Annotated in this window: 24 protein-coding genes; 15 read left to right on the forward strand and 9 right to left on the reverse strand. The window is 44.9% G+C overall.

The window, feature by feature from the left end; all coding sequences use genetic code 11:
• Window positions 1–5 precede the first annotated feature (5 nt).
• Window positions 6–575: an outer membrane protein gene (locus tag DOE51_RS03710; RefSeq protein WP_142695237.1), complete on the reverse strand. Its 570-nt coding sequence runs from the start codon at window positions 573–575 to the stop codon at window positions 6–8.
• An 89-nt stretch (window positions 576–664) separates the two neighbouring features.
• On the opposite strand from DOE51_RS03710, the gene msrB reads away from it, so the two are divergent.
• Window positions 665–1,081 carry a peptide-methionine (R)-S-oxide reductase MsrB gene (gene msrB / locus DOE51_RS03715; protein WP_142695238.1) on the forward strand — a complete coding sequence of 139 codons (417 nt, stop codon included), beginning with the start codon at window positions 665–667 and terminating at the stop codon, window positions 1,079–1,081.
• 10 nt (window positions 1,082–1,091) lie between these two features.
• On the opposite strand, the gene DOE51_RS03720 is transcribed toward msrB, so the two are convergent.
• On the reverse strand, window positions 1,092–1,988 hold the full coding sequence (locus DOE51_RS03720) for an energy transducer TonB (protein ID WP_142695239.1): 897 nt from the start codon (window positions 1,986–1,988) through the stop codon (window positions 1,092–1,094).
• Window positions 1,989–2,080: 92 nt separating this feature from the next.
• On the opposite strand from DOE51_RS03720, the gene DOE51_RS03725 reads away from it, so the two are divergent.
• The 4 genes from DOE51_RS03725 to DOE51_RS03740 all read left to right on the forward strand — a co-directional run bounded on the left by DOE51_RS03725 (window position 2,081) and on the right by DOE51_RS03740 (window position 4,919).
• Window positions 2,081–2,587, forward strand: coding sequence for a PilZ domain-containing protein (locus tag DOE51_RS03725; protein ID WP_142695240.1), 507 nt, complete (start codon window positions 2,081–2,083; stop codon window positions 2,585–2,587).
• Window positions 2,588–2,695: 108 nt separating this feature from the next.
• The gene (locus DOE51_RS03730) at window positions 2,696–4,066 is read left to right on the forward strand and encodes a PhoH family protein (RefSeq protein WP_142695241.1); all 1,371 of its coding nucleotides are present in this window, start codon (window positions 2,696–2,698) and stop codon (window positions 4,064–4,066) included.
• Between the two features lie 9 nt (window positions 4,067–4,075).
• The gene (locus DOE51_RS03735; protein WP_142695242.1) at window positions 4,076–4,498 is read left to right on the forward strand and encodes a MaoC family dehydratase; all 423 of its coding nucleotides are present in this window, start codon (window positions 4,076–4,078) and stop codon (window positions 4,496–4,498) included.
• Window positions 4,491–4,919 carry a BLUF domain-containing protein gene (locus tag DOE51_RS03740; protein ID WP_142695243.1) on the forward strand — a complete coding sequence of 143 codons (429 nt, stop codon included), beginning with the start codon at window positions 4,491–4,493 and terminating at the stop codon, window positions 4,917–4,919. Before DOE51_RS03735 ends, DOE51_RS03740 begins: the two co-directional genes overlap by 8 nt.
• A 63-nt stretch (window positions 4,920–4,982) precedes the next feature.
• Here DOE51_RS03740 and DOE51_RS03745 read toward each other — a convergent pair whose 3' ends face one another.
• The 3 genes from DOE51_RS03745 to DOE51_RS03755 form a co-directional block, all read right to left on the reverse strand.
• Window positions 4,983–6,173, reverse strand: coding sequence for a clostripain-related cysteine peptidase (locus DOE51_RS03745; protein ID WP_142695244.1), 1,191 nt, complete (start codon window positions 6,171–6,173; stop codon window positions 4,983–4,985).
• Between the two features lie 151 nt (window positions 6,174–6,324).
• Window positions 6,325–6,591: a hypothetical protein gene (locus tag DOE51_RS03750; protein ID WP_142695245.1), complete on the reverse strand. Its 267-nt coding sequence runs from the start codon at window positions 6,589–6,591 to the stop codon at window positions 6,325–6,327.
• A gap of 21 nt (window positions 6,592–6,612) precedes the next feature.
• Complete coding sequence (locus DOE51_RS03755; protein WP_168196386.1) at window positions 6,613–7,173, reverse strand: TetR/AcrR family transcriptional regulator; 561 nt, start codon at window positions 7,171–7,173, stop codon at window positions 6,613–6,615.
• Between the two features lie 75 nt (window positions 7,174–7,248).
• Here DOE51_RS03755 and DOE51_RS03760 point away from each other — a divergent pair, with 75 nt between their 5' ends.
• Together DOE51_RS03760 and DOE51_RS03765 are read left to right on the forward strand one after the other, a co-directional pair.
• Complete coding sequence (locus tag DOE51_RS03760; protein ID WP_142695247.1) at window positions 7,249–8,535, forward strand: acetyl-CoA C-acetyltransferase; 1,287 nt, start codon at window positions 7,249–7,251, stop codon at window positions 8,533–8,535.
• A 66-nt stretch (window positions 8,536–8,601) separates the two neighbouring features.
• Window positions 8,602–9,732, forward strand: a complete 1,131-nt coding sequence (locus DOE51_RS03765) for a hypothetical protein (protein WP_142695248.1) — start codon at window positions 8,602–8,604, stop codon at window positions 9,730–9,732.
• A 63-nt stretch (window positions 9,733–9,795) separates the two neighbouring features.
• Here the strand turns inward: DOE51_RS03765 and lpdA are convergent, their stop codons facing one another.
• Both lpdA and DOE51_RS03775 read right to left on the reverse strand, forming a co-directional pair.
• Window positions 9,796–11,220, reverse strand: coding sequence for a dihydrolipoyl dehydrogenase (gene lpdA, locus DOE51_RS03770; protein ID WP_142695249.1), 1,425 nt, complete (start codon window positions 11,218–11,220; stop codon window positions 9,796–9,798).
• Between the two features lies 1 nt (window position 11,221).
• Window positions 11,222–12,886, reverse strand: coding sequence for a 2-oxo acid dehydrogenase subunit E2 (locus tag DOE51_RS03775; RefSeq protein WP_142695250.1), 1,665 nt, complete (start codon window positions 12,884–12,886; stop codon window positions 11,222–11,224).
• 242 nt (window positions 12,887–13,128) lie between these two features.
• Between DOE51_RS03775 and sfsA the strand changes: the two genes are divergently transcribed.
• The 4 genes from sfsA to DOE51_RS03795 all read left to right on the forward strand — a co-directional run bounded on the left by sfsA (window position 13,129) and on the right by DOE51_RS03795 (window position 16,798).
• A complete protein-coding gene (gene sfsA / locus DOE51_RS03780; RefSeq protein WP_142695251.1) occupies window positions 13,129–13,860 on the forward strand; it encodes a DNA/RNA nuclease SfsA in 732 nt (243 codons plus the stop codon).
• A 153-nt stretch (window positions 13,861–14,013) separates the two neighbouring features.
• Window positions 14,014–14,385, forward strand: coding sequence for a hypothetical protein (locus DOE51_RS03785; protein WP_142695252.1), 372 nt, complete (start codon window positions 14,014–14,016; stop codon window positions 14,383–14,385).
• A 3-nt stretch (window positions 14,386–14,388) separates the two neighbouring features.
• On the forward strand, window positions 14,389–15,867 hold the full coding sequence (locus DOE51_RS03790; protein ID WP_142695253.1) for a hypothetical protein: 1,479 nt from the start codon (window positions 14,389–14,391) through the stop codon (window positions 15,865–15,867).
• Between the two features lie 118 nt (window positions 15,868–15,985).
• A complete protein-coding gene (locus tag DOE51_RS03795) occupies window positions 15,986–16,798 on the forward strand; it encodes a murein L,D-transpeptidase catalytic domain family protein (RefSeq protein ID WP_142695254.1) in 813 nt (270 codons plus the stop codon).
• A 117-nt stretch (window positions 16,799–16,915) separates the two neighbouring features.
• Here DOE51_RS03795 and DOE51_RS03800 read toward each other — a convergent pair whose 3' ends face one another.
• Both DOE51_RS03800 and DOE51_RS03805 read right to left on the reverse strand, forming a co-directional pair.
• Window positions 16,916–17,302 carry a HEPN domain-containing protein gene (locus tag DOE51_RS03800; RefSeq protein ID WP_246845339.1) on the reverse strand — a complete coding sequence of 129 codons (387 nt, stop codon included), beginning with the start codon at window positions 17,300–17,302 and terminating at the stop codon, window positions 16,916–16,918.
• 96 nt (window positions 17,303–17,398) lie between these two features.
• Window positions 17,399–18,193 (reverse strand): thioredoxin domain-containing protein, encoded by a 795-nt coding sequence (locus DOE51_RS03805; RefSeq protein ID WP_142695255.1) that lies wholly within the window; start codon window positions 18,191–18,193, stop codon window positions 17,399–17,401.
• A 207-nt stretch (window positions 18,194–18,400) separates the two neighbouring features.
• On the opposite strand from DOE51_RS03805, the gene DOE51_RS03810 reads away from it, so the two are divergent.
• The 4 genes from DOE51_RS03810 (at window position 18,401) to DOE51_RS03825 (ending at window position 21,113) form a co-directional block, all read left to right on the forward strand.
• Window positions 18,401–19,024, forward strand: coding sequence for a hypothetical protein (locus DOE51_RS03810; protein ID WP_246845341.1), 624 nt, complete (start codon window positions 18,401–18,403; stop codon window positions 19,022–19,024).
• Window positions 19,025–19,230: 206 nt separating this feature from the next.
• Window positions 19,231–19,509, forward strand: a complete 279-nt coding sequence (locus DOE51_RS03815) for a cytochrome (protein ID WP_142695256.1) — start codon at window positions 19,231–19,233, stop codon at window positions 19,507–19,509.
• Entirely contained in the window at window positions 19,469–19,981 is a 513-nt protein-coding gene (locus DOE51_RS03820; protein ID WP_246845343.1) for a cupredoxin domain-containing protein, read from the forward strand. The genes DOE51_RS03815 and DOE51_RS03820 overlap by 41 nt, the downstream gene beginning before the upstream one ends.
• A gap of 19 nt (window positions 19,982–20,000) precedes the next feature.
• On the forward strand, window positions 20,001–21,113 hold the full coding sequence (locus tag DOE51_RS03825) for a CpaF family protein (RefSeq protein ID WP_142695257.1): 1,113 nt from the start codon (window positions 20,001–20,003) through the stop codon (window positions 21,111–21,113).
• Window positions 21,114–21,345 lie beyond the last annotated feature (232 nt).

A 21,345-nucleotide genomic window follows, 5' to 3' on the forward strand; every position in this document is an offset into this window, starting at 1 on the left:
ATACTTTAAAGAATCCACGAGATACCGGCACGGAAGGCAGAGTCGTCAGTGGATGTATCGTTACCCACCGGAGTTTTCCACGCATCGTAACTGAATTTTAAACTAAAGCTGTCAGTCAAAGCGACTTTCAAACCAACACCGTAACTTGGCGCCAATGCTTTTTCAGGATCATTGGTGTAAGTGTCTACGCCTTCGATCTGAACTGTTTGCGTGCGATTGATTTGCGCCACGCCGCCCTTAATATAAGGTTGGAACAACGCCGTTTTTTCTGCCAAGACAAAGATCAAATCCGCGCCCAAAATTTGTGAACGTTGTTTCGTCACGCGGCGAGGATCGGCAGTGAAGGCCTTTGATTCTACAATCGTCGTTGCATCTGTATAGCTAAGCTCCAGAGCGATTCGTTCCCAGAAGTAAAGTGATACGGAGCCCGTGAAAGATTCTGTTTTGTTGCTGTTGTTTTCATCGTAAGTCTGAGTCTTAAAGCCATATTGGGCACCTAACTCAGTGTACATAGCATTTGCGGATAACGTGACGAAACTGACCAAAACGACGGCTAGCAAATTAAAACATTTCATATTCATCTATCCTAACAAGGCGCCGTGGCGAGTAACATGAAATCCGTTGTCCTCTGGACTAAAGCTCTAGGAAGGAATAAAACTTTGGTATGAGTGATAAGAAATTGAAGTGTGGACTTCCCCAAGACGAAGCTGAATTAAGAAAACTTCTGACTCCAGAGCAGTACCGAATCATGGTTGAAAACGGAACCGAGGCACCTTTCCGCAATGCCTATTGGGACAATCATGAAGAGGGCATCTATGTCGATGCAATTTCTGGCGTCCCGCTTTTTTCAAGCGAAGATAAATTCGATTCAAGATCGGGATGGCCAAGTTTTACTCGTCCGATTGATTCGGCAGCGATTGTTGAAATCGAAGATCTGAGTCATGGAATGATGCGTGTCGAAGTTCGTGCGAAAGGTTCCAATTCGCATTTGGGTCACGTGTTTGATGATGGACCGGCACCGACAGGTCTACGTTATTGCATCAACTCGGCGTCTTTAAAATTTATTCCTAAAAAAACTTAATCGGAAAGTACTAGCGAGCATTCACCATCATCGGTGGACGATAGTTCACCGTGAATGTGAATTGCAAATGAATGTAGCCGTCATCCTGAACCATCTCTTGCGGTGGGTTCGGGAATACGCGCGCTTCTTTGAAGGCATTTACCGCGGCGGCATCGAAAGATTTAATTCCAGATTCTTTCATGATGATGGCTTTTTGTAAAAAGCCGCGACGATCCAATAAGAACTCAACCTGCGTGTTCCAATTTCTGTTGCTGGCAGCCATTGCCGTCGATTGATCAAAGGTATTGATCGCTTGTTGTACGCGTGATTCCCAGCGGAAACGTACAAGTTCTTCGATGCGCGCGTAGAATGTATAGAACAGATAACGATCCGTATTTAAAGCTGTGAATGAGCCAATTTTTACGTCTGTTGGCAGTGATTCGCCGACGGAAGAGCGACCTTCGTTCAATTGATTCATCTCGCGCAACTCTTTAGAGATATCAACCGTGCGATAACCGTCTTTATCTTTTTCAGTGACATCTTCTTTGTGGGCTTGCTGTTTTTGCTGCGCTTGTTGTTGCTGTTGTTGGCGAGCTTGTGCGGCAGCTTGGTTGCTACGATTTGCAGTCATGCCATTATCAGCTGCTTGCATTTCTTTTTTCACGCGTTGTTTTTGCTCGGAAAGGAAGCGCGCCAACGTGTCGTCTTCTTGCGCTTTCAATTGGTCAGGCACAAGTGCTTGGCGCACGATTTGTTTTTCTTTTTTCGCCGTTTTTTTCATGAGCTCCGTCGGCGGCGGGGGAGCCAAGGCGATTTCGATCGTTTCTGGAGGCTTATTTTCAAAGCGCGGAGCAAGGACCACCACTGCCAATAAAAGCAGAATGTGGAAGAGTAAACTCGCGGATATGGCCTCTAGAACTCGTTTCATGGTCTCATTATGGTACAAACTAGACTTAGGTGCAAGATGGCTAAAGTTGAAACAATTCCTGCCGATAAGAATATCACTTATATGGGGGATAAATGGGGAAAGTTCTCGAGTTCACAACGCGCCTAAGATCTGAAAACTCTTTGGGAAAGAATAAAACCGAAGCGGCACAGGTTCATGACATTACTGAGGCACGTCAAGAGATCCTGAGCAGAGATCGCCGTGAAGTAAAACGCACCATTTTGACAGAATTTGTGGGTGCTTTTGTCATCCTTCCAGAGAAAGGCCTTTTGAAGGCTGCTTTGTACGATATCTCTGAAAATGGTTTGGCATTTGAATTGGACATGTTGGAAGGCGCATTCCAAAAAGACGAAGAAGTTGCAATGCGTGTTTATCTTAATCACTCAACTTATTTCCCATTCACGATTCGCGTAACCAATGCGCGTGTGATTGAAGATGAAGGTATCGTTCGTCATGGTGCTAATTTCGTAAAAGGCACTGTGAATGATGTTGCACTCCATCATTTTATTAAGTTCATTGAGACGGTCAGTGCGAGTCTGAAGACAGACACAGGCGACGTCGTTGTTTCTCATATTTCTTAATTTTTCGTTCTTCTAATTTTCGAGTCACGGGGCTTTTCCGTAGACTTTGGTCTTGGGATTTGTTGCAATTTAGCTGTGGGGTCTCTGCAGCCGGATGCTTCAAATCCCATGTTTTATTTTTACCTCGAGCAAATCGAGGAAAGACCAAGTCGGAGGGTTCTCTTGAGTAAAGCGAAACGCAGAAAAATTGTTATTGATACGAACGTTATTCTTTTCGACGCTCAGGCTATTTTGCGTTTTGGAGAAGCTGATGTTCATATCCCTATCTCTGTTATCGAAGAAGTCGATAAATTCAAAAGAGATCAAGGTGAGAACGGTCGCAATGCTCGTCAATTCAGCCGCTTCATCGACGTTCTTCGTGCGAAGGGCTCTTTAGCAAGTGGTGTGCAAATTGATAACTCTGAAACGATGGTTTACATCAATACGGATTTGATGTTGGCTGGTATGCCGTCAGAGTTGGATCACCACAAAGCGGACAACCGTATCTTGAACACTGCTTTGGCTTTGCAAAAACAACATCCACGCTACAAAGTGGAGTTGATTTCTAAAGACATCAATCTTCGTATTAAGGCAGACGTTTACGGCGTTATCGCTAAAGACTACGAAACGAATGACATCAACCGCGACGATTTGTACGAAGGCTACCATGAGATCATGGTTTCTCCTGCGCAGATCGACGCTTTCTATAAAGAAAAACGTTTTGAATCAGATGCAAAATTGTACGCGAATCAGTACGTGATCATGAAGGATTCTGCGAATCCAAATCACTCTGCAATCGGTCGTTACAGTGCTGCTGAAAAAGCCATCGTTCCGTTGATGCAAGCTGCAGATTCTATCTGGGGTATTCATGCACGAAACGTTGAGCAAGCTTTCGCACTGGATTGTTTGTTGAATGACGAAATCATGTTCGTATCGCTGGTGGGTAAAGCTGGTACTGGTAAAACTTTGATGGCGATCGCTGCGGGTCTTCATAAGACGTTGGATCAAGGGCAATTCCAAAGATTGCTGGTTTCTCGTCCGATTTTCCCAATGGGCCGCGACATCGGTTACTTGCCGGGTGATATCGAACAAAAATTGAATCCATGGATGCAACCCATCTTCGATAACGTTGAGTTTTTGATGGGTGCGGACAAAAAAGCAGCGGGTCGTGCGCAAGAATTAATCAATCAAGGCATGTTGAACATCGAGCCTTTGACTTACATTCGCGGTCGCAGCATTCCGAAGCAATACCTGATCGTTGACGAAGCACAAAACTTGACTCCGCATGAGATCAAGACGATTGTTACTCGTGCCGGAAGAGGAACAAAAGTCGTTCTTACGGGTGACGTTTATCAGATCGACAATCCTTACGTAGATTCAGCGAACAGCGGTTTGACGTATGCGGTTGAAAGATTCAAAGGTCACTCGATTGCAGCTCATGTCACTTTGACTAAAGGTGAACGTTCAGAGCTTGCAGAGTTGGCAGCAAATATTCTGTAGGAGTTAAAAATGGCAGCGAATAAAAACATCGACGTAGGATTTACAAGTTCAGTGACTGTGAAAGTGACTGATAAAATGGTGCACCAGTTTGCAGAGCTTTCTGGCGACCATAATCCAATCCACTTAGATGATGCATACGCTGCTAAAACTCGTTTCGGTCGTCGTATTGCTCACGGTATGATTTCAGGCGCGTTGATTTCTCGCGCGCTTGTTGAGTGCATCGGTGGTGGCGGTGTTTATTTGGGTCAATCTTTGAAATTCGTTAATCCGGTTTTCATCGACGACACAATCACAATCACGATCAAGATCACTGCCGTTCGTAAAGAAAAAGGCATTGCGACTGTCGAAACAAACGTAACGAAGGACAATGGCGACATGGTCGTTAAAGGCGAAGCCGTTATTATGGTTGGCCGCGACATGGAACATGCCTAAGGTTTTTCACCTAATTTATTTAAGTCACGCAGTCGCGGATCTCAGTTACACTGACATCCGCGATATCTTAGAGACCTCTCGAAAAAATAATTCCCTGGCTGAAACTACCGGCGTATTGATTTATCGCGACGGTTATTTCGTGCAAGTTCTTGAGGGTAACAAGGCAACGGTTTTAGATCTTGTTGAGAAGATCAAAGAAGACGATCGCAATTATAAACTCAAAGTTCTTGTGCAAACTGAAAGTTCCCAGCGCTATTTCAAAGAATGGTCGATGGGATTTTTAGACGGGGATATTGAGGCTAATACAACGGATGCGTTGTTGGATCTTTTTGATATTTGTTATGAGTCTGAAAAAACGGATGAGGCGAAAATCATGGAAATGGTAAAGCGCTTTAGTGAATCCGTTCCGCCTTTAAAATAGCTCTTCTAAAAAATAAAAAACCCGGTCTTGTGAACCGGGTTTTTCGTTTTTATGTCTTAAAAATTATTTTTTATTCAAAGTCTTAAGGAATGAACCCCAGTCAGAATTTTTATGGAAGCGTAAACCTTGGTAACGTTCAGCATACTGTGAATAGTCGCTGTCATCTGAAGGCAGCCAAACAGAAACACCCCAAGTTTTTTGATCTTGAGTTTGGTCGTTTGAAAGCACAAAGCTGTTTTGTGCAGAACGAAGAGCTGCGAAAGAAGAGGCAGTGATGCCGCCTTTTTCAAGCTGAGTTAAGAAGTCCAAAGCGTCTCTGTAATCCCAGTTCGTGAAGAACTTCGTATTACCTGCTGCCATTTTTGCTTTCGCGATGTCTGAAGCAGAAAGTTTGTTCAAATCGCTACCCACTTGTGCGAAGGCTGCTTCGTAAGCACCGATTTTAGACAAATCATATGCTGACATTGTTACGGGTCTTTTGCCGTTGATGCCGCCGTTGTATGAAGCTGTATAGTCTTTTGAAAGAAGAGCTGCCACTTGTGCTGAATTCAATGAATCAACTTGTGCGGCCCATTTAGTTAGGAACGTGTTGTAAGGCCAGCCGGCACCTGGCTCAACATCTTGTGAACCTACGTAATAGCTAACTGAATCTTGCATTTCAGAAGCAACTTCGATCATACCCATCAAGCACGCGTCGGAAGCGTAGATATCTACTTTATGACCGATGATTTTTGCTGACTCTGCCATTGCTTGAGCCAATTGTTCAGTCGTCATGTAGTTGCCAGTTCTGTCATCCCAAGAGATATCTTGGATATGAGTGCCGTTGTTATTAACACTCGTCAAATGCCAGCCGTTACCATGATCCCAAACAACGATGAAGTAGTGTTTTGCTGGATAGTTTTGGTTTGCCCAATCAACGAAACGAACAAGTTCTTTCCAGTCACCCATGTCAGCGCCACCCAAGTTTTGTACAACTGGTGATGTGACTTTCTTTTTGTCGTTATCTTTTTTAACAAGCAGACGTTGCACGTTTGGATTTTTAGCAGAACCCCATTGAACAAGAATGTTCATCTTGTCTGAAGAACCAACTTCTTCCATTTGGTTGATGTTCTGAGCTCCGAAGCTATCAAGGTTGTTCACACCGTTGATAAATACTAGGAAGTTCCATTCTTTCATTGGCTCAGCAGCATGTGCGAATGAAGTTCCAATAAGTAACAGAAGGCACACTAGAACGCGCGACAAGTGGTTTGTCATTTTTCCTCCGTGAAAAATGTGTCAGGCGCCAGTGTAGCTCCAATTTGGAACTGGACCAAGCAATAACTCACATTTGATAAGACCTTCGCTCGATCTAGATTGTTGATCCTTAGCTGCGCGAACGTCTAGTATTCACTTTGGAAAAGCAGTTCTATTCATGATGACGAAGTTTTGCTTTCTCGTCTGATTGTTCAGCAGTGCCACCAGTTCCTGAACCCGATACGGCTCCAGTTCCTTGTGTGCGATTTAATTTTTTCCCTTTGGTGCCCGTGCCCTTTTTCTCAGTCGTATGGGGCGAGTCACCTTCGTGGCCTTGCTCCATAGGTGGGCCGCTCATGTTATCTTTTTCTGCTGGTTGCGCGTGCGAGTTCAGTGCAAAGAAGAGCGATAGAATGGAAAGTGCGATCAGATGTTTCATGCGAACCTCCATATAAGAAGGTTAGCGATTTCTACACATCATAAGAAGGGAATGATAGTTGTTCTTCACCAATTGCTGACTGCCGGTCAGACGTGCGATTTGCAACGAACCTTGCACCATACTTAAGATCAAGTTCGCAACTTCCGGTATCTTAAGTCCCTTACGAAGGTCGCCATCAGAAACACATTCGCGCAGAACTTGTTCGATCCATTCCTTCTGTCCTTTATGGAGTTCAAGCAAGGCCGTTTTCATTTTTGTGCCCAAAGTGTTGTAGTCGATGCAAAACACACCAGTCGGGCAGACCTTCATTTTATCTGATGACATATCTTGGAACATGTCGAAGAAACGTTCTAGCTTCGTTAGAGCTTTCACTTCACCCAGCGAAAGCGTCCATTGTAGAAATGCATCTTCATAATCTGAAATCAGAGCTAAACCCAGGTCTTCTTTTGAGCTAAAGTAATAATGCAAACTGGCTTTGCGGATACCCAAATCGTCAGCGATATCCTGGAAGCTAAATCCATTAAATCCTTTTAGTTGGAGCTGAGCTTTGGCGCTTTTAATCGCTTGTGTTTTAGTATCCATGGGCATATTCTACCTACCAGTAGGTAGATAATCAAGGCCTCGAATACGAGGTTTCTGACACAAAAGGATTTCCTTATGATGAAAACGAAACAAATGCGACCTGTAGCGATCATCGCGGGTTCAAGAACTCCATTCACGAAATCAATGGGTCTGTATTCGCGCATTTCGAATCAACAGTTAATGACAGCAACAATTCGCAATCTTGTAGAGAAAACGAATCTTCAAGGTCAACGCCTTGGCGACGTCGCTTTGGGTGCAGTTATGAAGAATGCTTCTGACTGGAACTTGGCGCGTGAGTCAGTTTTGGGTTCAGCTTTGGATCCTCATACTCCGGGTTACGACGTACAACGTGCCTGCGGTACAGGTTTGGAAACTGCTTGGCAAATCGGTTTGAAGATTGCTTCAGGTGCGATGGAAAGCGGTATCGCTGGTGGTACTGATACAAACTCTGACATCGCAGGGGTTTTGCCGCACAGATTTTCGTGGATCATGATGGATGCACAAAAAGAAAAATCTGTCCTAGGTCGTATCGCAAAATTTGCGGAATTAAGACCAAAAGATTTGAAACCAAAATTCCCAGCAGTGGTTGAGCCGCGCACAGGCCTTTCAATGGGTCAGCATACAGAATTGATGGTTCAAGAGTGGGGCATTTCACAATTGGAACAAGATAAGATTGCATTGGCATCCCACCAAAACGCCGACAAAGCGTGGAAAGCGGGCTTCTTTGACGATCTTGTTTTTGAATTCAAAAATTTGAAAAAAGATACGATCGTTCGTGGTGATACAAGTCTTGAAAAGCTAGCGAAGTTAAAACCAGCATTCGACTTCACAGGCAAGGGCACGTTGACAGCAGGGAACAGTACGGCATTGACGGACGGTGCGGCTGCGGTTCTTCTTGGTAGCGAAGACTTTGCACAAAAGCATAATCTTCCAGTTCTTGCTTACTTGGTTGATGCGGAAGTGGCAGCGGTTGATTACGTCGCTGGTGAAGGCTTGTTGATGGCACCAACCTATGCAGTAGCTCGTATGCTTCGTAGAAATAATTTGAAACTCCAAGATTTTGATTTCTATGAAATTCACGAAGCATTCGCGGGCCAAGTCGCTTGTACTTTGAAAGCATGGGAAACTGAAGAATATTGCGTGAACAGACTTGGCGAGCCCGGTGCACTAGGTTCCATCGACCGCAGTAAATTGAATGTGAACGGCGGAAGTTTGGCTCTTGGTCATCCATTCGCAGCGACAGGTGGACGCATTCTTGTGAGTCTTGCAAAAATGCTTGCACAAAAAGGTTCGGGTCGCGGTTTGATTTCGATCTGTACTGCGGGCGGTATGGGCGTAACTGCTATCGTTGAACGTCCATAAAAATATCTCTCATTAGTTTCATGACATCTCTCCTAATAATACTTAGGATTACAAGGGAGAGGTGTCGTGTTCGCTAAATTCTTTCTCTTCATGTTATTGTTCGTTGGCTCTGTGAGTTTTGCACAAAGCACTCAAAGCACGCCTTCGCCAGAAGAGATGTTAGGCGAAAAGCCGATTCCTAAGCCACCTACGGCTCCAGCTGGAACGACAACAAATCTACCTCCAGCACCGTCATCAGAAAAAACGATGACCAACACGTTGATCACACCCGCGGCAGAAGCCAAACCAAAAAAGAAAAAGAAAAGACTGAAAGGTCCTGTCGATACCGAGCCTGAAGATTTCGAAAAAGAGCCTGAACCGGCAAAGCCCTTGATCGAACGCGCCGCTGATTATTTGCAAGGTCCGCAAGAAGGCATGTCAGATCGCGTGATCGTTCTTGCCAATGAAGTCGACCGTTTGTTCGGTACCACTCGTGCCTTGGATGAATACTACGAAAGCAGTTTGCGTATTTATCAAACGTCTTACGTGAATTCGAAAGGTTCTGGGTCCTATGATATTTCTACCAATTTAAATTTAAGTTTGCCGAATTGGAAAGACACGGAAAAGAAGTTTCAAAATTGGTGGAATGGTCCGCAGGACGACGAAGGCAAAGTGACCCAAAAGGAATTTAAAGAAGCCAACCCTTGGGAATTCAACCAAGGTGTTAATCTTCGCTTCAGTCGTCCTGTTGCTTACGGTGCTTTAGCGCGTGTAAGTAAGAACTTTTTAACTGGCGATGTCGTGAATCACTTTTATCAACAAGTCGGTTGGGATTCCGATCGTTTGTGGGAGTCTGTGACGTCACTAACGAATGACTATGCCTTAGATCGTAAGTTGCTGTTTCGTTTTCTTGATGAGGCGGATTGGGGAATTAGCGATGAAAAATTTAATTCTTATCACGGGCCTTCACTGATCTATACCATCAATCGTGTCAGCTTAACGTCATTCGATTTACGTTTGATCACGATCATTGAAGACAACAATCTTTACACTGATAACTACACCGCAGGCATCACTTATCGTACCGCTGTGTTGCCATTGAATTGGCTGTTCGTGCAAATCACGCCAGAGCTATCATGGCCACGCCGCGAACACTTCACTGCAACCTGGACAATGTATTTCGAAATCGAAATCGTCTTCGGTAGCGTGAAACAATAAAAAAAGCCCAAAAAAAAGAGAGTGTTGCCACTCCCTTTTTAAATTCAAAATTTAAAATCTGAATTAGTGTTTCAAAGGTTTTTGGATGATGTGGATCGCGTGGCCCAAAGTTGCCTCTGCGCACTCCATGATCGTTTCGCCCAAAGTTGGATGCGGATGGATCGACAAAGCAAGATCTTCGATTCTTGCGCCCATTTCGATTGCAAGAACTGCTTCAGAGATCAAGTTTGAAGCTTCAGGACCCACGATGTGAACGCCCAACAAAACATGTGTTTTCTTGTCAGCGATCATTTTCACGAAACCTTCAGTTTCCATCATGCTCACAGCACGGCCGTTCGCGCCGAATGGGAATTTACCGATCAATAGATCGTTGTAGCCCTTCGCTTTCGCTTCAGCTTCAGTCATACCCGCAGATGCGATTTCTGGATCTGTAAATACAACCGCTGGAACTGTTTTCGCATCGTAAACACGGTTTGCACCAGAGATCACTTCAGCAACCAACACACCTTCGTGTGAAGCTTTATGCGCAAGCATTGGTTGGCCCGCGATATCGCCGATAGCAAAGATGTTTTGCACGTTTGTTCTGCGTTGAGCATCCACTTTTACGAAGCCACGCTCGTCAACAGCAATGCCTGCTGCTTTCAAGTTCGCTTGGTCACCGTTTGGACGACGTCCTACAGTTACAAGAATCTTATCGCATTTAACAACTTCGTCTTTACCGTTGATTTCAACAGTAACCTCGTAGCCGTCTTTAACTTTTTTCTGAGATTTAGCTTTCGCACCGTACATGATTTTTACGCCCGCTTTATCAAGCTTACGTACAACCACGTTTGCGCAATCTGGATCAACAACACCAGCCAATAGAGAAGGCATCGCTTCGATCACAGTCACTTCAGTACCTAGTTTACGAAGGTACGAAGAGATTTCCAAACCGATGTAACCACCACCGATAACTGCAACACGTTTTGGGATTTCGTCGAATGCCAAAGCGCCAGTAGACGAGCAAATATCTTTTTCGTCGAATTTGAAACCAGGGATTTCAATTGGACGAGAACCCGTTGCTACGATGAAGTATTTTGATTGGATCGCTTCCGTACCAGAAGACGATTTTACAGAGATTTCTTTAGAAGATTTGAATTCAGCGTCGCCCTTGATGTGAGTGACACCGTAACCTTTAAGAAGTTGACCAACACCGCCAGACATTTTGTCACATACGGATTGTTTCCACTTCACAAGTTGTTTCATATCAACGTTGATATCGCCTTTGATCATCAAGCCCATATCTTTGAAGTTATGTTGAGCTTTATGAAGAAGGTGAGTTGCCGTGATCATTGCTTTTGATGGGATACAACCCACGTTCAAGCACACGCCACCCAAGAATTCTCTTTCGATAACTGCTGTTTTAAAACCAAGCTGAGCAGAGCGGATAGCGGCGACATAACCGCCAGGACCCGCACCGATTACTACTACGTCAAAAGATTGAGCCATATTACAGCATCTCCACCAAAAGTTTACCTGGGTTCTCGATACGAGCGATGAATGCTGCCAAGAAACGAGCTGCCAACGCGCCGTCGATCAAACGGTGGTCCGCAGTCATCGTGTAGTTCATCACTTTGATCGCTTTCAACTGACCATCTTTGATAACCGGTTTTTCGTCGATTTTGTACATACCAAGGATCGCCACTTCAGGGTGGTTGATCACTGGAGTTGCGTAAGTGCCGCCGATTGAACCGATGTTAGTGATAGTGATTGAAGCACCTTTCATTTCGTCTGGTTTCAATTTGCCATCACGCGCGCGTTTAGAAAGATCGATGATCTCTTTAGAAATCTCAAGGATCGTTTTTTGATCTGCATTTTTGATCACTGGAACAACAAGACCTGTTGGAGTGTCAGCTGCGAAACCAAGGTTGAAGTATTTTTTGTAAACGATTTCACCCGCAGCATCGTCGATAGATGCATTGAACATTGGGAATTCGCGGATCGTTGCAATCATCGCCTTCATCACGATAGGAAGGTAAGTGATTTTTGTACCGTTCTTTTCAGCGAAGTCTTTCAAAGACTCACGAAGAGCAACCAAAGAATCGACCTTAGCTTCATCCATGATAGTGAAGTGCGGGATGATTTGTTTTGAACGCTGCATGTTTTCAGCGATACGTTTGCGGATACCGATCAATGCTACACGCTCTTCAGCCGCGCCCGCAGGGCCTTGGTAAGAAGGACGTGGGATTGTCATACCTGGAGCAGAAGCAGTTGGAGCTTTAGCAGAAACTGCACCCGCACCAGCACCGCCACCAGCCGACAACACGTCTTCACGAGTCACGCGACCCGCAAGACCAGTACCAGTTAGTGAGTTGATATCAACGCCAGTTTCGCGAGCAAGTCTGCGAGTTGCAGGAGTTGCCAAAACTTTTGAATCAGCTACTGGAGGGAAGATACCATTCGGAGCAACAGTTGCTGCCGCTGGTTTCGCTGCTGGAGCTGGAGTTGAAGCTGCAGATGCACCTGCGAAGTTTGCGTGTGCAGAAGCAGGAACTTCACGTTGCGCGCCCGCCGGAGAAGAAGACGGAGCAGATGCCGCAGCACCCGAGCCTTCAAGTGTGATCATTGTTGAGCCAACTTTAACAACGTCGCCTGATTTAAATTTCAATTCTTTGACGATACCAGCTGCTGGAGTCGGAACTTCAACAGTTGCTTTGTCAGTCAAAACTTCAGCGATTGCTTGATCTGCTTTGACAGAGTCACCTGGTTTTACCAACCACTTAACAAGTTCACCCTCTGTAACGCCTTCACCCAATTCAGGAAGTTTAACGTCTTGAACTTTACCGCCACCTGCAGCTGCTGCTGGAGCTGGTGTTGAAGCTTGAGGAGCTGCTGCTTTTGGAGCTGCCGCTGCTGGAGCCGGAGCTGCTTTGCCTGCGCCCGCTTCCAATGTGATCATTGTTGAACCAACTTTTACAACTTGGCCCGGTTTGAATTTCAATTCTTGAACAGTACCAGCAGTAGGAGATGGAACCTCTACAGTTGCTTTGTCAGTCAGAACTTCAGCGATAGGTTGATCTGCTTTTACAGAGTCACCTGGTTTTACCAACCATTTTACCAATTCACCTTCTGTGACACCTTCACCAAGTTCAGGCAGTTTTACATCAGTTGCCATGTTGCGAATGTTCCTTTCAATTTATCAAATCTCTCGTGCAAAAAGGTCCTTTCAGAAAAGTCCTTTTCCAGAGCGATTTTGCTGTCTTTTTTTAAACAGTTCTTTCTAAGCCTGCCATAGAGTATTTGCACCGACTTACGCATCGCATAAGGCGTTATTATCAGAGGCGGGTGGAAGGGGGTTGAAATTGGCCTCAAGCCCCTTTAAATTCACCGGGAAATTCCAAGTAGTACGGGGGACCGATGAAATTTTCTGCACAATTGCAAGAGGGCGTGTTTTTAAAACGTTATAAACGCTTTTTCGCTGATATTGAGTTCCAAGGGCAAACTTTGGTAGCTCATCTTCCGAACACGGGGAGCTTGAAGACTGCGAACAATCCAGGGCAAAACTGCCTGTTTTCTACGAGTGACAACCCTGAAAGAAAGTTAAAATACACACTTGAGATGATCCAATCACCGGCTGGCGGCTGGATCGGCGTGAACACGGCAACACCCAACACGGTGATGCGTGAGACTTTGATGGATCTTGTGGGTAAGGGCTCACATGAAGCCGAAAGCTTCTCGCACTGGGCTTCGTTTGATGAAGTAAAGCCCGAATACAAAATCTCGGCAGAGACCCGTTTGGATTTCATGTTGAAGAAAAAAGCTTCAGATAAAATGCATTTCATCGAAGTGAAAAACGTTACGTTGGGTGAAAACGGAGTCGCGAAATTTCCCGATGCCGTGACAGAGCGTGGGCAAAAACATTTGCGCGAACTGATGGCGTTGATCGACCAAGGCCACTCGGCGGAAATCGTTTTCACAGTACAAAGACAAGACTGCGAAACGTTCGCACCGGCTGATGATATCGATCCTGAATACGGTCAATTACTTCGTGAAGCCGCTAAAAAAGGTCTTAAAATTTCTCCGTTAGTTGTTGATCTCAGTCCTGCGGAAGCGGCTTTATCTGCGAAGAAGTTAGCTTTGAGTTTTTAAATTTTTAAAAGGAGGTCCCAGACCTCCTTTTTTTTAGCCCAGGTGCCGGCTCTTAAGGATTCGAGCAGATTTTTCATTCTGACCAAAGTCCAACTCCGCTTTGAACCGGACATATTTTGCGACAAGTTTTAGTCCAAGATTTAGACTGAAATAATGAAACATCTCGTCGGGTTAATCCTGTTTTTCATTTCTAGTTCTGCCTTTGCGTGGGAGATCTCGTTAGATCGTACCAATCATGTTGGTATTCGCAAAATCGACATCCTTAAACAGGAAAACGGTGCTTACATTTTTAATGGCAAAGATTTGGGAAAAACGCTGCCCGCAAAAGTTTTAGCGGCGTGGAAACAAATCGAAAAAGGACCGGTGAAGTCTTCGCGTTTGTTGCAGTGTGAATCCGGCAAATTTGTTTTTACCAAAAAAGATAATAAAAAATCTTTGCGTCGTGAAGGCTGCACGGAAGGCGATGCTTACGGGCAGATGATTAAAAATATCGAAGAAGTTCGTACTTATTCGCAGGGAACCTAACTCATGATGAAGCACGTGATTATCGCTTTGACGGTTTTCTATTCGTTGCAAAGTTTTGCTGCCGATTCGAATGACATGAAGGAATCGATCAATAAAATTTCGCAAATTCGTAAAAGTTTGGCTGCATCTGCAGGTGTGACGGCGGCTTGTGATACGCCGAACTCTCCAAATTGTAGCTTTCAAAATTATTGCAGTGCTTTTGCTGATAAAACGCAAAGCATGTACTTGTTCCAAGACGCCGACGGTCGCCAAGTTCCTAATTTCCAAATGGCGATGTATTTAGATGTCGCTGAAGCGTGTGCTCGTCGTCCATTCCCGCAAGCGGCAGTGCAAGATCCCTTTGTCTATCCCGAACAGCTTATCAGTGCGGCTAAAGCGGGCGGAGCTGCGCAATTGAAAAAAAATAAAGCGCGCTATCAAGAAGCATTAACTCGCACCCGTACGATTTTTGAAGACGCGCGTAAAGGTGTTATCGAAATGTTGCAAGCTCGCCGCACGAGCGATAACGCCGCGGCGATTGATAATATGATTCAACGTATTCAAAGTGCGAAGATGGCTACTCCAGTATTTGGCGATGCCAAATACTCGTTAAGTGTTGAGGGCTGTGAGGCACCGAATGCGTTTTATAGTCCAAGCAAACATGAAATCACGATTTGCCCGCAGTTTATGAACATGCCTGAAGCGTCGTTATATGCGACGATTTCCCATGAGCTGGGGCACGCCATCGATCCATGTACAATGGCTTTTGGTTTTGAAAAAGACAAAGGTGGCTTAGCGATGTCCGTTCCAGAATTTATGGGCGGTGTTCCCGCTTCTGGCAAAGAAGTGTTCAAAGCTTTAAAAGCCAGTGCCAATCCGTATTCGTCTGTGATTTCGTGTTTACAGAAAAAATCTTCGATCGGCGTCGATGTTCCTTCTGCACAAGAAATGCTTTCTCGCATTGATAAAGATGAACAAGAATTGTTGGATGAAGCGCGTGGTGACAATACAACGGAGATCGAGAGCGGTTCATCGCCTGGTGACGACCTTCTTGATGCGACCAAAGCGCAATTCGAAGATCAGCGCAATGTGATTCGCAATCACTATGATGAATATAAATATTGCTCGACGTTCAGTAACAACGGTCATATGCAGGAATCATTTGCTGACTGGGTTGCATCGCAAACAGTTGCAAAAAAGATTGATGGTATTCAAGACTCTGCGAAAGCTAAAGATTTTGCGTTCGCTTCCAATTCCATCTTCTTCAGTATCGATTGTGAAAACGTACATCAAGCGGTGGTCAGCAAAATTAAGGCAGCCGCTGGCGAACAATGCTCTTACCTGGATGGTATGGAGAAGGTGATTAAAGAAAGTGGCGAAGGCCACGGTGATCACCCTGAAACTTCGCTGCGTGTGAATCGCATCATGTTTGCGAAACCTGAAATTAAAAAAGCGCTCGGATGCAGCTCTAGTGGCGGCGACACGGGCGACGAGTGTAAGTAATTCGTAGAAATTTCTGACGTGATTTTTTAAATTCCTGTCGAGGAATCTGACAGAAAAAAAGAGTTTAAAGTTTTAATATGAGCGCTCCGAAGACCTTCGTGAAACCACGGAGGTCGGCATGAAGCCCTCAACATTTAAGAGTCTTCTCTCGGTATCCCTTCTCACTTTTGCCTTGGCGGCCTGTGCGCCGGGTGGCTTTGAATCTTCAGCAACAAAGCTTGCCGATGATCCCGATAATGAAACGACCTCGGTCGGTGATAATTCTAGCCAAAGCAGCGGCAGTACGGAATTGCCTTCGACTTCTGGGGGTTCCTCCAGTTCGTCAAGTGGATCAAGTTCATCGTCCTCATCGGGATCTACGTCTTCGGGATCGACGCCATCCAGTACTGACGTGATGGCAAAGTATTCGTATGTTGATCCAACTAAAATTGTTCCAACGGGCCAGTTGAAATCCGCACTAACTTATTACGATAAGAACGCTTCAAAAATTAAAAACAAAGACTACATGTCGGTCATCGATTTCAGACAGTACTCGGGCAAAAAACGTTTCTTCATCATCAATATGAAAACGGGTGAAGTGTGGGCGATTCGTGTGGCGCATGGTAAAGGTTCTGACCCTGATCATGATGGTTACGCGAATAGTTTCAGTAATGTCTCTGGTTCAAATTCAAGCTCTTTGGGCTATTACCTGACGGCAGAAACTTATGATGGCAGCCATGGTTATTCTTTGAAGTTAGACGGGCAGTCTTCGACGAACTCAAATGCGCGGTCACGTGCTATCGTGGTTCATGGAGCTGACTATGTGTCTGAGTCGAACGTGATTCAAGGTCGTAGTTGGGGTTGTCCTGCGGTTGCGATGGAAAATCGAACGAAGGTGATTAATATGATTAAAGGCGGCAGCTTGATTTATGCTTCTGCGACTGAAAATTAAGAAACATAATTTGATTACTTGTTAGAAGGTGCATAATAAAAAAGCGGAGGTAAAACTCCGCTTTTTGTTTTTATGCTGACTCAGCAAATATTGCCGAGCGAATTTTTTGACACCTGATTAGAACAACTTCAATTGTTCGCCAACAAGCTTCTTAAGGTCTTCCGCGTAACCCATGTACTCTTTTAAATCCAAACGATCTTCTTTGCGAACATGGGCGCTTGTATCGTTGTATTGAGTCAGCTCAATAACGTCTGCGTGTGAAGAAACCTCTGCGAAGCCTTCTTCTTCCAAGATCGCCATTAAATTATCTAGGTCGTGACCTTCAGCATCGTGTGGGTATTCAAGTTCACGCATTTCCAACATCGCTTTCAGGTACAATTCACAAGCCTGAGCTAGGTTGTAACCAGCGATATCGTGTTGTTTCTCATCGTTCAGATTGTTCTTTGCAGTTTCAAGGTTGTCTTGCGCCTTTAAAACCATCGATTTAGCTGTAGAAACGCTCACGAGAAACTCCTTCGGTAGAGAAAAATAAAAAACCCACAAACCTTGCGATTTGTGGGTTCAGTATTATCGAGAATTTTTAAAAATTCACGACTATTTTTACTCTTTTTTATCGCCACCGTTACCAAGTTGACGGTCGATGATAGATTTGAATTCAGAGAATGGGTAAGCACCACGAAGAGAAACACCGTTGATCAAGAAACCTGGCGTACCAGAGAAGTTGAATTTACGAGCTTCTTCCATGTCAGCTTCGATTTGTTTCGTGATTTTTTCGTCTTTCAAGTCTTTTTCAAGACGTTTCATGTCCGCGCCTGCTTTTTTAGCAGTCTCTTTCAAGAAACCTTCTTTTTTAGAACGAAGTTCGCCTTGGTTCTCGAAAACGATGTGGTAGAACTTTTCAGCTTTTGCATGGTCTTGCATTGCAATCGCTTCGAAGTAACGAGCTGAAGGCATCGCCATTGGATGGAAATCAAGAGGCATGTGCTTGTAAAGAACGCGAACGTCTTTAGGGTAAGCTTTCATAACTTCTTCGATAGTTGCGTAACCTTTAGAGCAGTATGGGCACTCGAAGTCAGAGTATTCAACGATCGTGATCTTAGCGTCTTTTGGACCAAAGATAACGCGACCTTCTTGAACTTCTGGTTTCAATGGGTTTTTGAATTCTTCGTCACGCTTTTTAGATTCTTCAGCGATCGCTTTTTCTTGAGCTTGTTTTTGAGCGTTTTGAGCAGCTTTGTTTACTACTTCAATGAATTGCTCAGGAGCTTTTTCGATAGCAGCGAAAACGATGCTTGGATCTTTTTCTACAGCTTCTTTTAATTGTTTCGCAGACGGAGCACAGTTCACTAGTGAAAGTGCGATAGCAGATAGACCGAATAACTTAAGTGCTTTCAAATTTTCCTCCAGATGGAAATTTTTTAAATGTACAAAATCAAAGCCACTCCATTTGACACCAAAAACTAGGTATAGAAAACAAAAAAACGCCTCGTACTTTAGTCTAGCTACGTCGTAATGCTTCGCTCTAGAATTAGGCTCCCTGAGTAGTCTCAGTTTGATAGCTCTGGACTTGCTCGAGGCACCGGAGCCTTTACACTTGTTACTATGAAAAATTCAAATTTTATTTTAGCAAGTTTGGTATTTGTATTTTGTATGAATGCCCACGCAGGGTTGTTGTTTAACTACTCTCAATTGGCAACAAAAGATCTCGATCAAATGAACAAGTTGGTTAACGACAAAGTGAAAGAATCGCGAAAGTCGCCGGGCGGCAAAGCAATTCCACTGCGTGAGGCCTTGCAAGCCGTCTACTCGAGACCCAACGAAGATGACATGATTGACAAAGTTGTCGCACCTCTTCGCACAAATTTAGATGAGTTGGACGCATGGGAAAAAACGATCAGTCAATTAACTGACGAAGCGATCGGCGCTTTGAAGCATCCAAATACATTTAAACCGGTGGTGCAAGTGACCTACGCCATCTTTCTGGAAAATCTTTTGGCAGAGATCAAGCCTCTCGTAAAAGATAACGGTTTTGAGAAGAAGATTGCTGAAAGAGTCAGAGACGCGAAGATTGAAATTTCGAAAGCCGCTCAAGATGAGAGGGCACTTCGTATGATGAAATCTTTGGTTTCTCCATCAGAAATTGCGAATCAAATTCTAACTCAACCTGCTCCTGAACAAGCAAAAACGACTGAAACGTCGGCAGAAAATTCCACTTCTCAGCAATAATTTCCCTCGACTTGACTGGCCCCTCGTCCGCGCAGACCACGGGCCAGCGTCAAACGATAGATCTCCTCAACTCTTCGAAAATCGCCTCAAATTGACTCAAGTTCTAGTGAACTCCTACCGATATAACAACATGGGAAGGGCACGAGCCGGATGCTTGTGCAGGCTTCGCGAAAGCGGAGCAGTGAACAGAGAATTAGGAGGATTCAATGTTTCTTCAAGGCGATTTGCAAATGATGTTTGATGCACTTTACACAGTAGGCGCTATCGATCCAGTTTTGAAATTAGACTGGTCAGAAGTGACGAAAGAGATGATGGCAAACCCACAAATCTTGAGTGATGCATTCCAAACAATCAATGGCTGCCGCGGAGACAAAGACCTCTTGGTTCAAAAACTTCACATGATGGATCCAAGATCCGTGAATTATATCGCGATGGAGGTTGCTCGTGAATTCTGTGAATTCCAAGATCGTAAAGACTTGCACTAAGATCTCTTTGCTTTTGTGTTTGGCTTCACCGGCGTTTGCCTGGGAAGTTGACTTTTCAAGACGCCAAGTGGAATTCAACAAGGTGAGCAACGAAGATCGTCTTCCAGCCAGCGTGCAAGAAGATCAATCCGCTTCAATTTTGAATAAAGTTTTCGACTCTGTTGAGCCCACTCAAGACATCGTTATCATGAATACGGAAAAAGGTTTCGTACCAGATACTGTGCGCTTGAAAAAAGGCAACAACTACCGCGTGCACATTGTGAACGTAAACGGTAAAGAGAAAAACGTCAGCTTCGTACTTGATGCTTTCTCTGAACACCACAACACGGTTTTCGGTGAGCAAAAAGTTTTCAACGTGACTCCTAAAACGGATGGAATCTTTTCTTACCAATGCCCTGAAACAGCGGTGCAAGGTAAATTCATTATCTACTCTGATGCTAACTCTTCAGGAAGAAAACCCGCTTCTAACTAAAGCGGGTTAAGGACGTTTTATGTCGGATCAATCGAATGTTTTTAGACAGACCATCCAGCAGAATCTGGGTCCTGTAGCAAAGTATCTCGACGATTCTACTGTCTCTGAAATTCTTGTGAATGGTCCCAAAGAAATTTTTGTCGAACGTAAGGGTAAACTTGAAAAGGTTCCTGACACGTTTATGGGTGAAGACGATCTGCGTGCGGCTGTGAACTCGATTGCCCAATCGGTCGGTCGTCGTATCGACGACGAAAACCCGCGCCTTGATGCGCGTTTGCCTGATGGCTCGCGTATCGCAGCGGTGATCCCTCCGTGTTCGCGTAAAGGGACGACGCTTTCTATTCGTAAATTTACAAATACTAAAATCAGTTTCACGGATTACATTAAGCTCGGCACTATTTCTGAAGACGGTGCGCGCTTTTTGGATATCTGTATGTTCCTTGGCAAAAACGTGATCGTCAGTGGTGGTACCGGTTCTGGTAAAACGACTTTGCTTTCATTGTTGTGCTCGCGCATTCCTAAAGGTCAGCGTGTGTTGGTGATCGAAGACTCTTCCGAGTTGCAAATCGATTACGACCACTTGGTGATGTTTGAAACGCGCATGGCCGATGCCATGGGTAAAGGTGAAGTCACAATCAAAGATCTTGTGAAGAGTGCTCTGCGTCTTCGTCCGGATCGCATCATCGTCGGGGAGGTTCGTTCCGGCGAAGCTCTTGAGTTGTTGAATGCGATGAACACAGGTCACAAAGGTTGTATGGGCACGGTGCATGCGAACTCGCCTGAAGATGCGATCGTTCGTTTGGAAGCGTTAGCCCAAGGTGGCGACGGCAAAATCAGCGAAAAAGCTTTGCGCCAACAAGTTTCATCGGCGATCGACATCATCGTACAAATCTCGCGTTACGGAGACGGCTCACGCCGCATCGGTGCGATCAGCGAAGTGCGTGGTTTCTTGCCAGACGGTTCGTACGACGTCGTACCAATATTCGAACTAGGTCGTTTAGTCCGCCGTCCCGATGGAAAACTAGAAGGTCAGTTGCAAGCAACAGGCAACGTCCCAACCTTCATGGAAGAAATCGTGGACAACAAACTCCCATTCCCAAAATCCAAATTCCAAAAACCAACAGCCGCCTAACCGAGGGTGTCTGTCACTAATTTGGGTCTACACCGCGTCATGCAAGGGTGCCTGCCACTTTTTCCGCAAAAGTGCCTGGCACTTTTTTGGGCCCATACTGCGTTAAAACGCCGGCCGAGTCGCGTTTATGACGCGCTGTAGACCCAAAAAAGTGGCAGGCACCTTTTTGGTTTTTGCATAATATAGTTATTTCAATGGGATGGGATTTGCGCTAAGACCATTCCGTGCACTT

The sequence above is a fragment of the Bdellovibrio sp. NC01 genome (assembly GCF_006874625.1).
In the GTDB taxonomy this organism is placed as follows: Bacteria; Bdellovibrionota; Bdellovibrionia; order Bdellovibrionales; family Bdellovibrionaceae; genus Bdellovibrio.

Coding starts and splice junctions, on each gene's coding strand:
- DOE51_RS03710 (WP_142695237.1), bottom strand. CDS start 575: ATGAAATGTTTTAATTTGCTAGCCGTCGTTTTGGTCAGTTTCGTCACG.
- msrB (WP_142695238.1), top strand. CDS start 665: ATGAGTGATAAGAAATTGAAGTGTGGACTTCCCCAAGACGAAGCTGAA.
- DOE51_RS03720 (WP_142695239.1), bottom strand. CDS start 1,988: ATGAAACGAGTTCTAGAGGCCATATCCGCGAGTTTACTCTTCCACATT.
- DOE51_RS03725 (WP_142695240.1), top strand. CDS start 2,081: ATGGGGAAAGTTCTCGAGTTCACAACGCGCCTAAGATCTGAAAACTCT.
- DOE51_RS03730 (WP_142695241.1), top strand. CDS start 2,696: ATGTTTTATTTTTACCTCGAGCAAATCGAGGAAAGACCAAGTCGGAGG.
- DOE51_RS03735 (WP_142695242.1), top strand. CDS start 4,076: ATGGCAGCGAATAAAAACATCGACGTAGGATTTACAAGTTCAGTGACT.
- DOE51_RS03740 (WP_142695243.1), top strand. CDS start 4,491: ATGCCTAAGGTTTTTCACCTAATTTATTTAAGTCACGCAGTCGCGGAT.
- DOE51_RS03745 (WP_142695244.1), bottom strand. CDS start 6,173: ATGACAAACCACTTGTCGCGCGTTCTAGTGTGCCTTCTGTTACTTATT.
- DOE51_RS03750 (WP_142695245.1), bottom strand. CDS start 6,591: ATGAAACATCTGATCGCACTTTCCATTCTATCGCTCTTCTTTGCACTG.
- DOE51_RS03755 (WP_168196386.1), bottom strand. CDS start 7,173: ATGGATACTAAAACACAAGCGATTAAAAGCGCCAAAGCTCAGCTCCAA.
- DOE51_RS03760 (WP_142695247.1), top strand. CDS start 7,249: ATGATGAAAACGAAACAAATGCGACCTGTAGCGATCATCGCGGGTTCA.
- lpdA (WP_142695249.1), bottom strand. CDS start 11,220: ATGGCTCAATCTTTTGACGTAGTAGTAATCGGTGCGGGTCCTGGCGGT.
- DOE51_RS03775 (WP_142695250.1), bottom strand. CDS start 12,886: ATGGCAACTGATGTAAAACTGCCTGAACTTGGTGAAGGTGTCACAGAA.
- sfsA (WP_142695251.1), top strand. CDS start 13,129: ATGAAATTTTCTGCACAATTGCAAGAGGGCGTGTTTTTAAAACGTTAT.
- DOE51_RS03785 (WP_142695252.1), top strand. CDS start 14,014: ATGAAACATCTCGTCGGGTTAATCCTGTTTTTCATTTCTAGTTCTGCC.
- DOE51_RS03790 (WP_142695253.1), top strand. CDS start 14,389: ATGATGAAGCACGTGATTATCGCTTTGACGGTTTTCTATTCGTTGCAA.
- DOE51_RS03795 (WP_142695254.1), top strand. CDS start 15,986: ATGAAGCCCTCAACATTTAAGAGTCTTCTCTCGGTATCCCTTCTCACT.
- DOE51_RS03810 (WP_246845341.1), top strand. CDS start 18,401: ATGAAAAATTCAAATTTTATTTTAGCAAGTTTGGTATTTGTATTTTGT.
- DOE51_RS03815 (WP_142695256.1), top strand. CDS start 19,231: ATGTTTCTTCAAGGCGATTTGCAAATGATGTTTGATGCACTTTACACA.
- DOE51_RS03825 (WP_142695257.1), top strand. CDS start 20,001: ATGTCGGATCAATCGAATGTTTTTAGACAGACCATCCAGCAGAATCTG.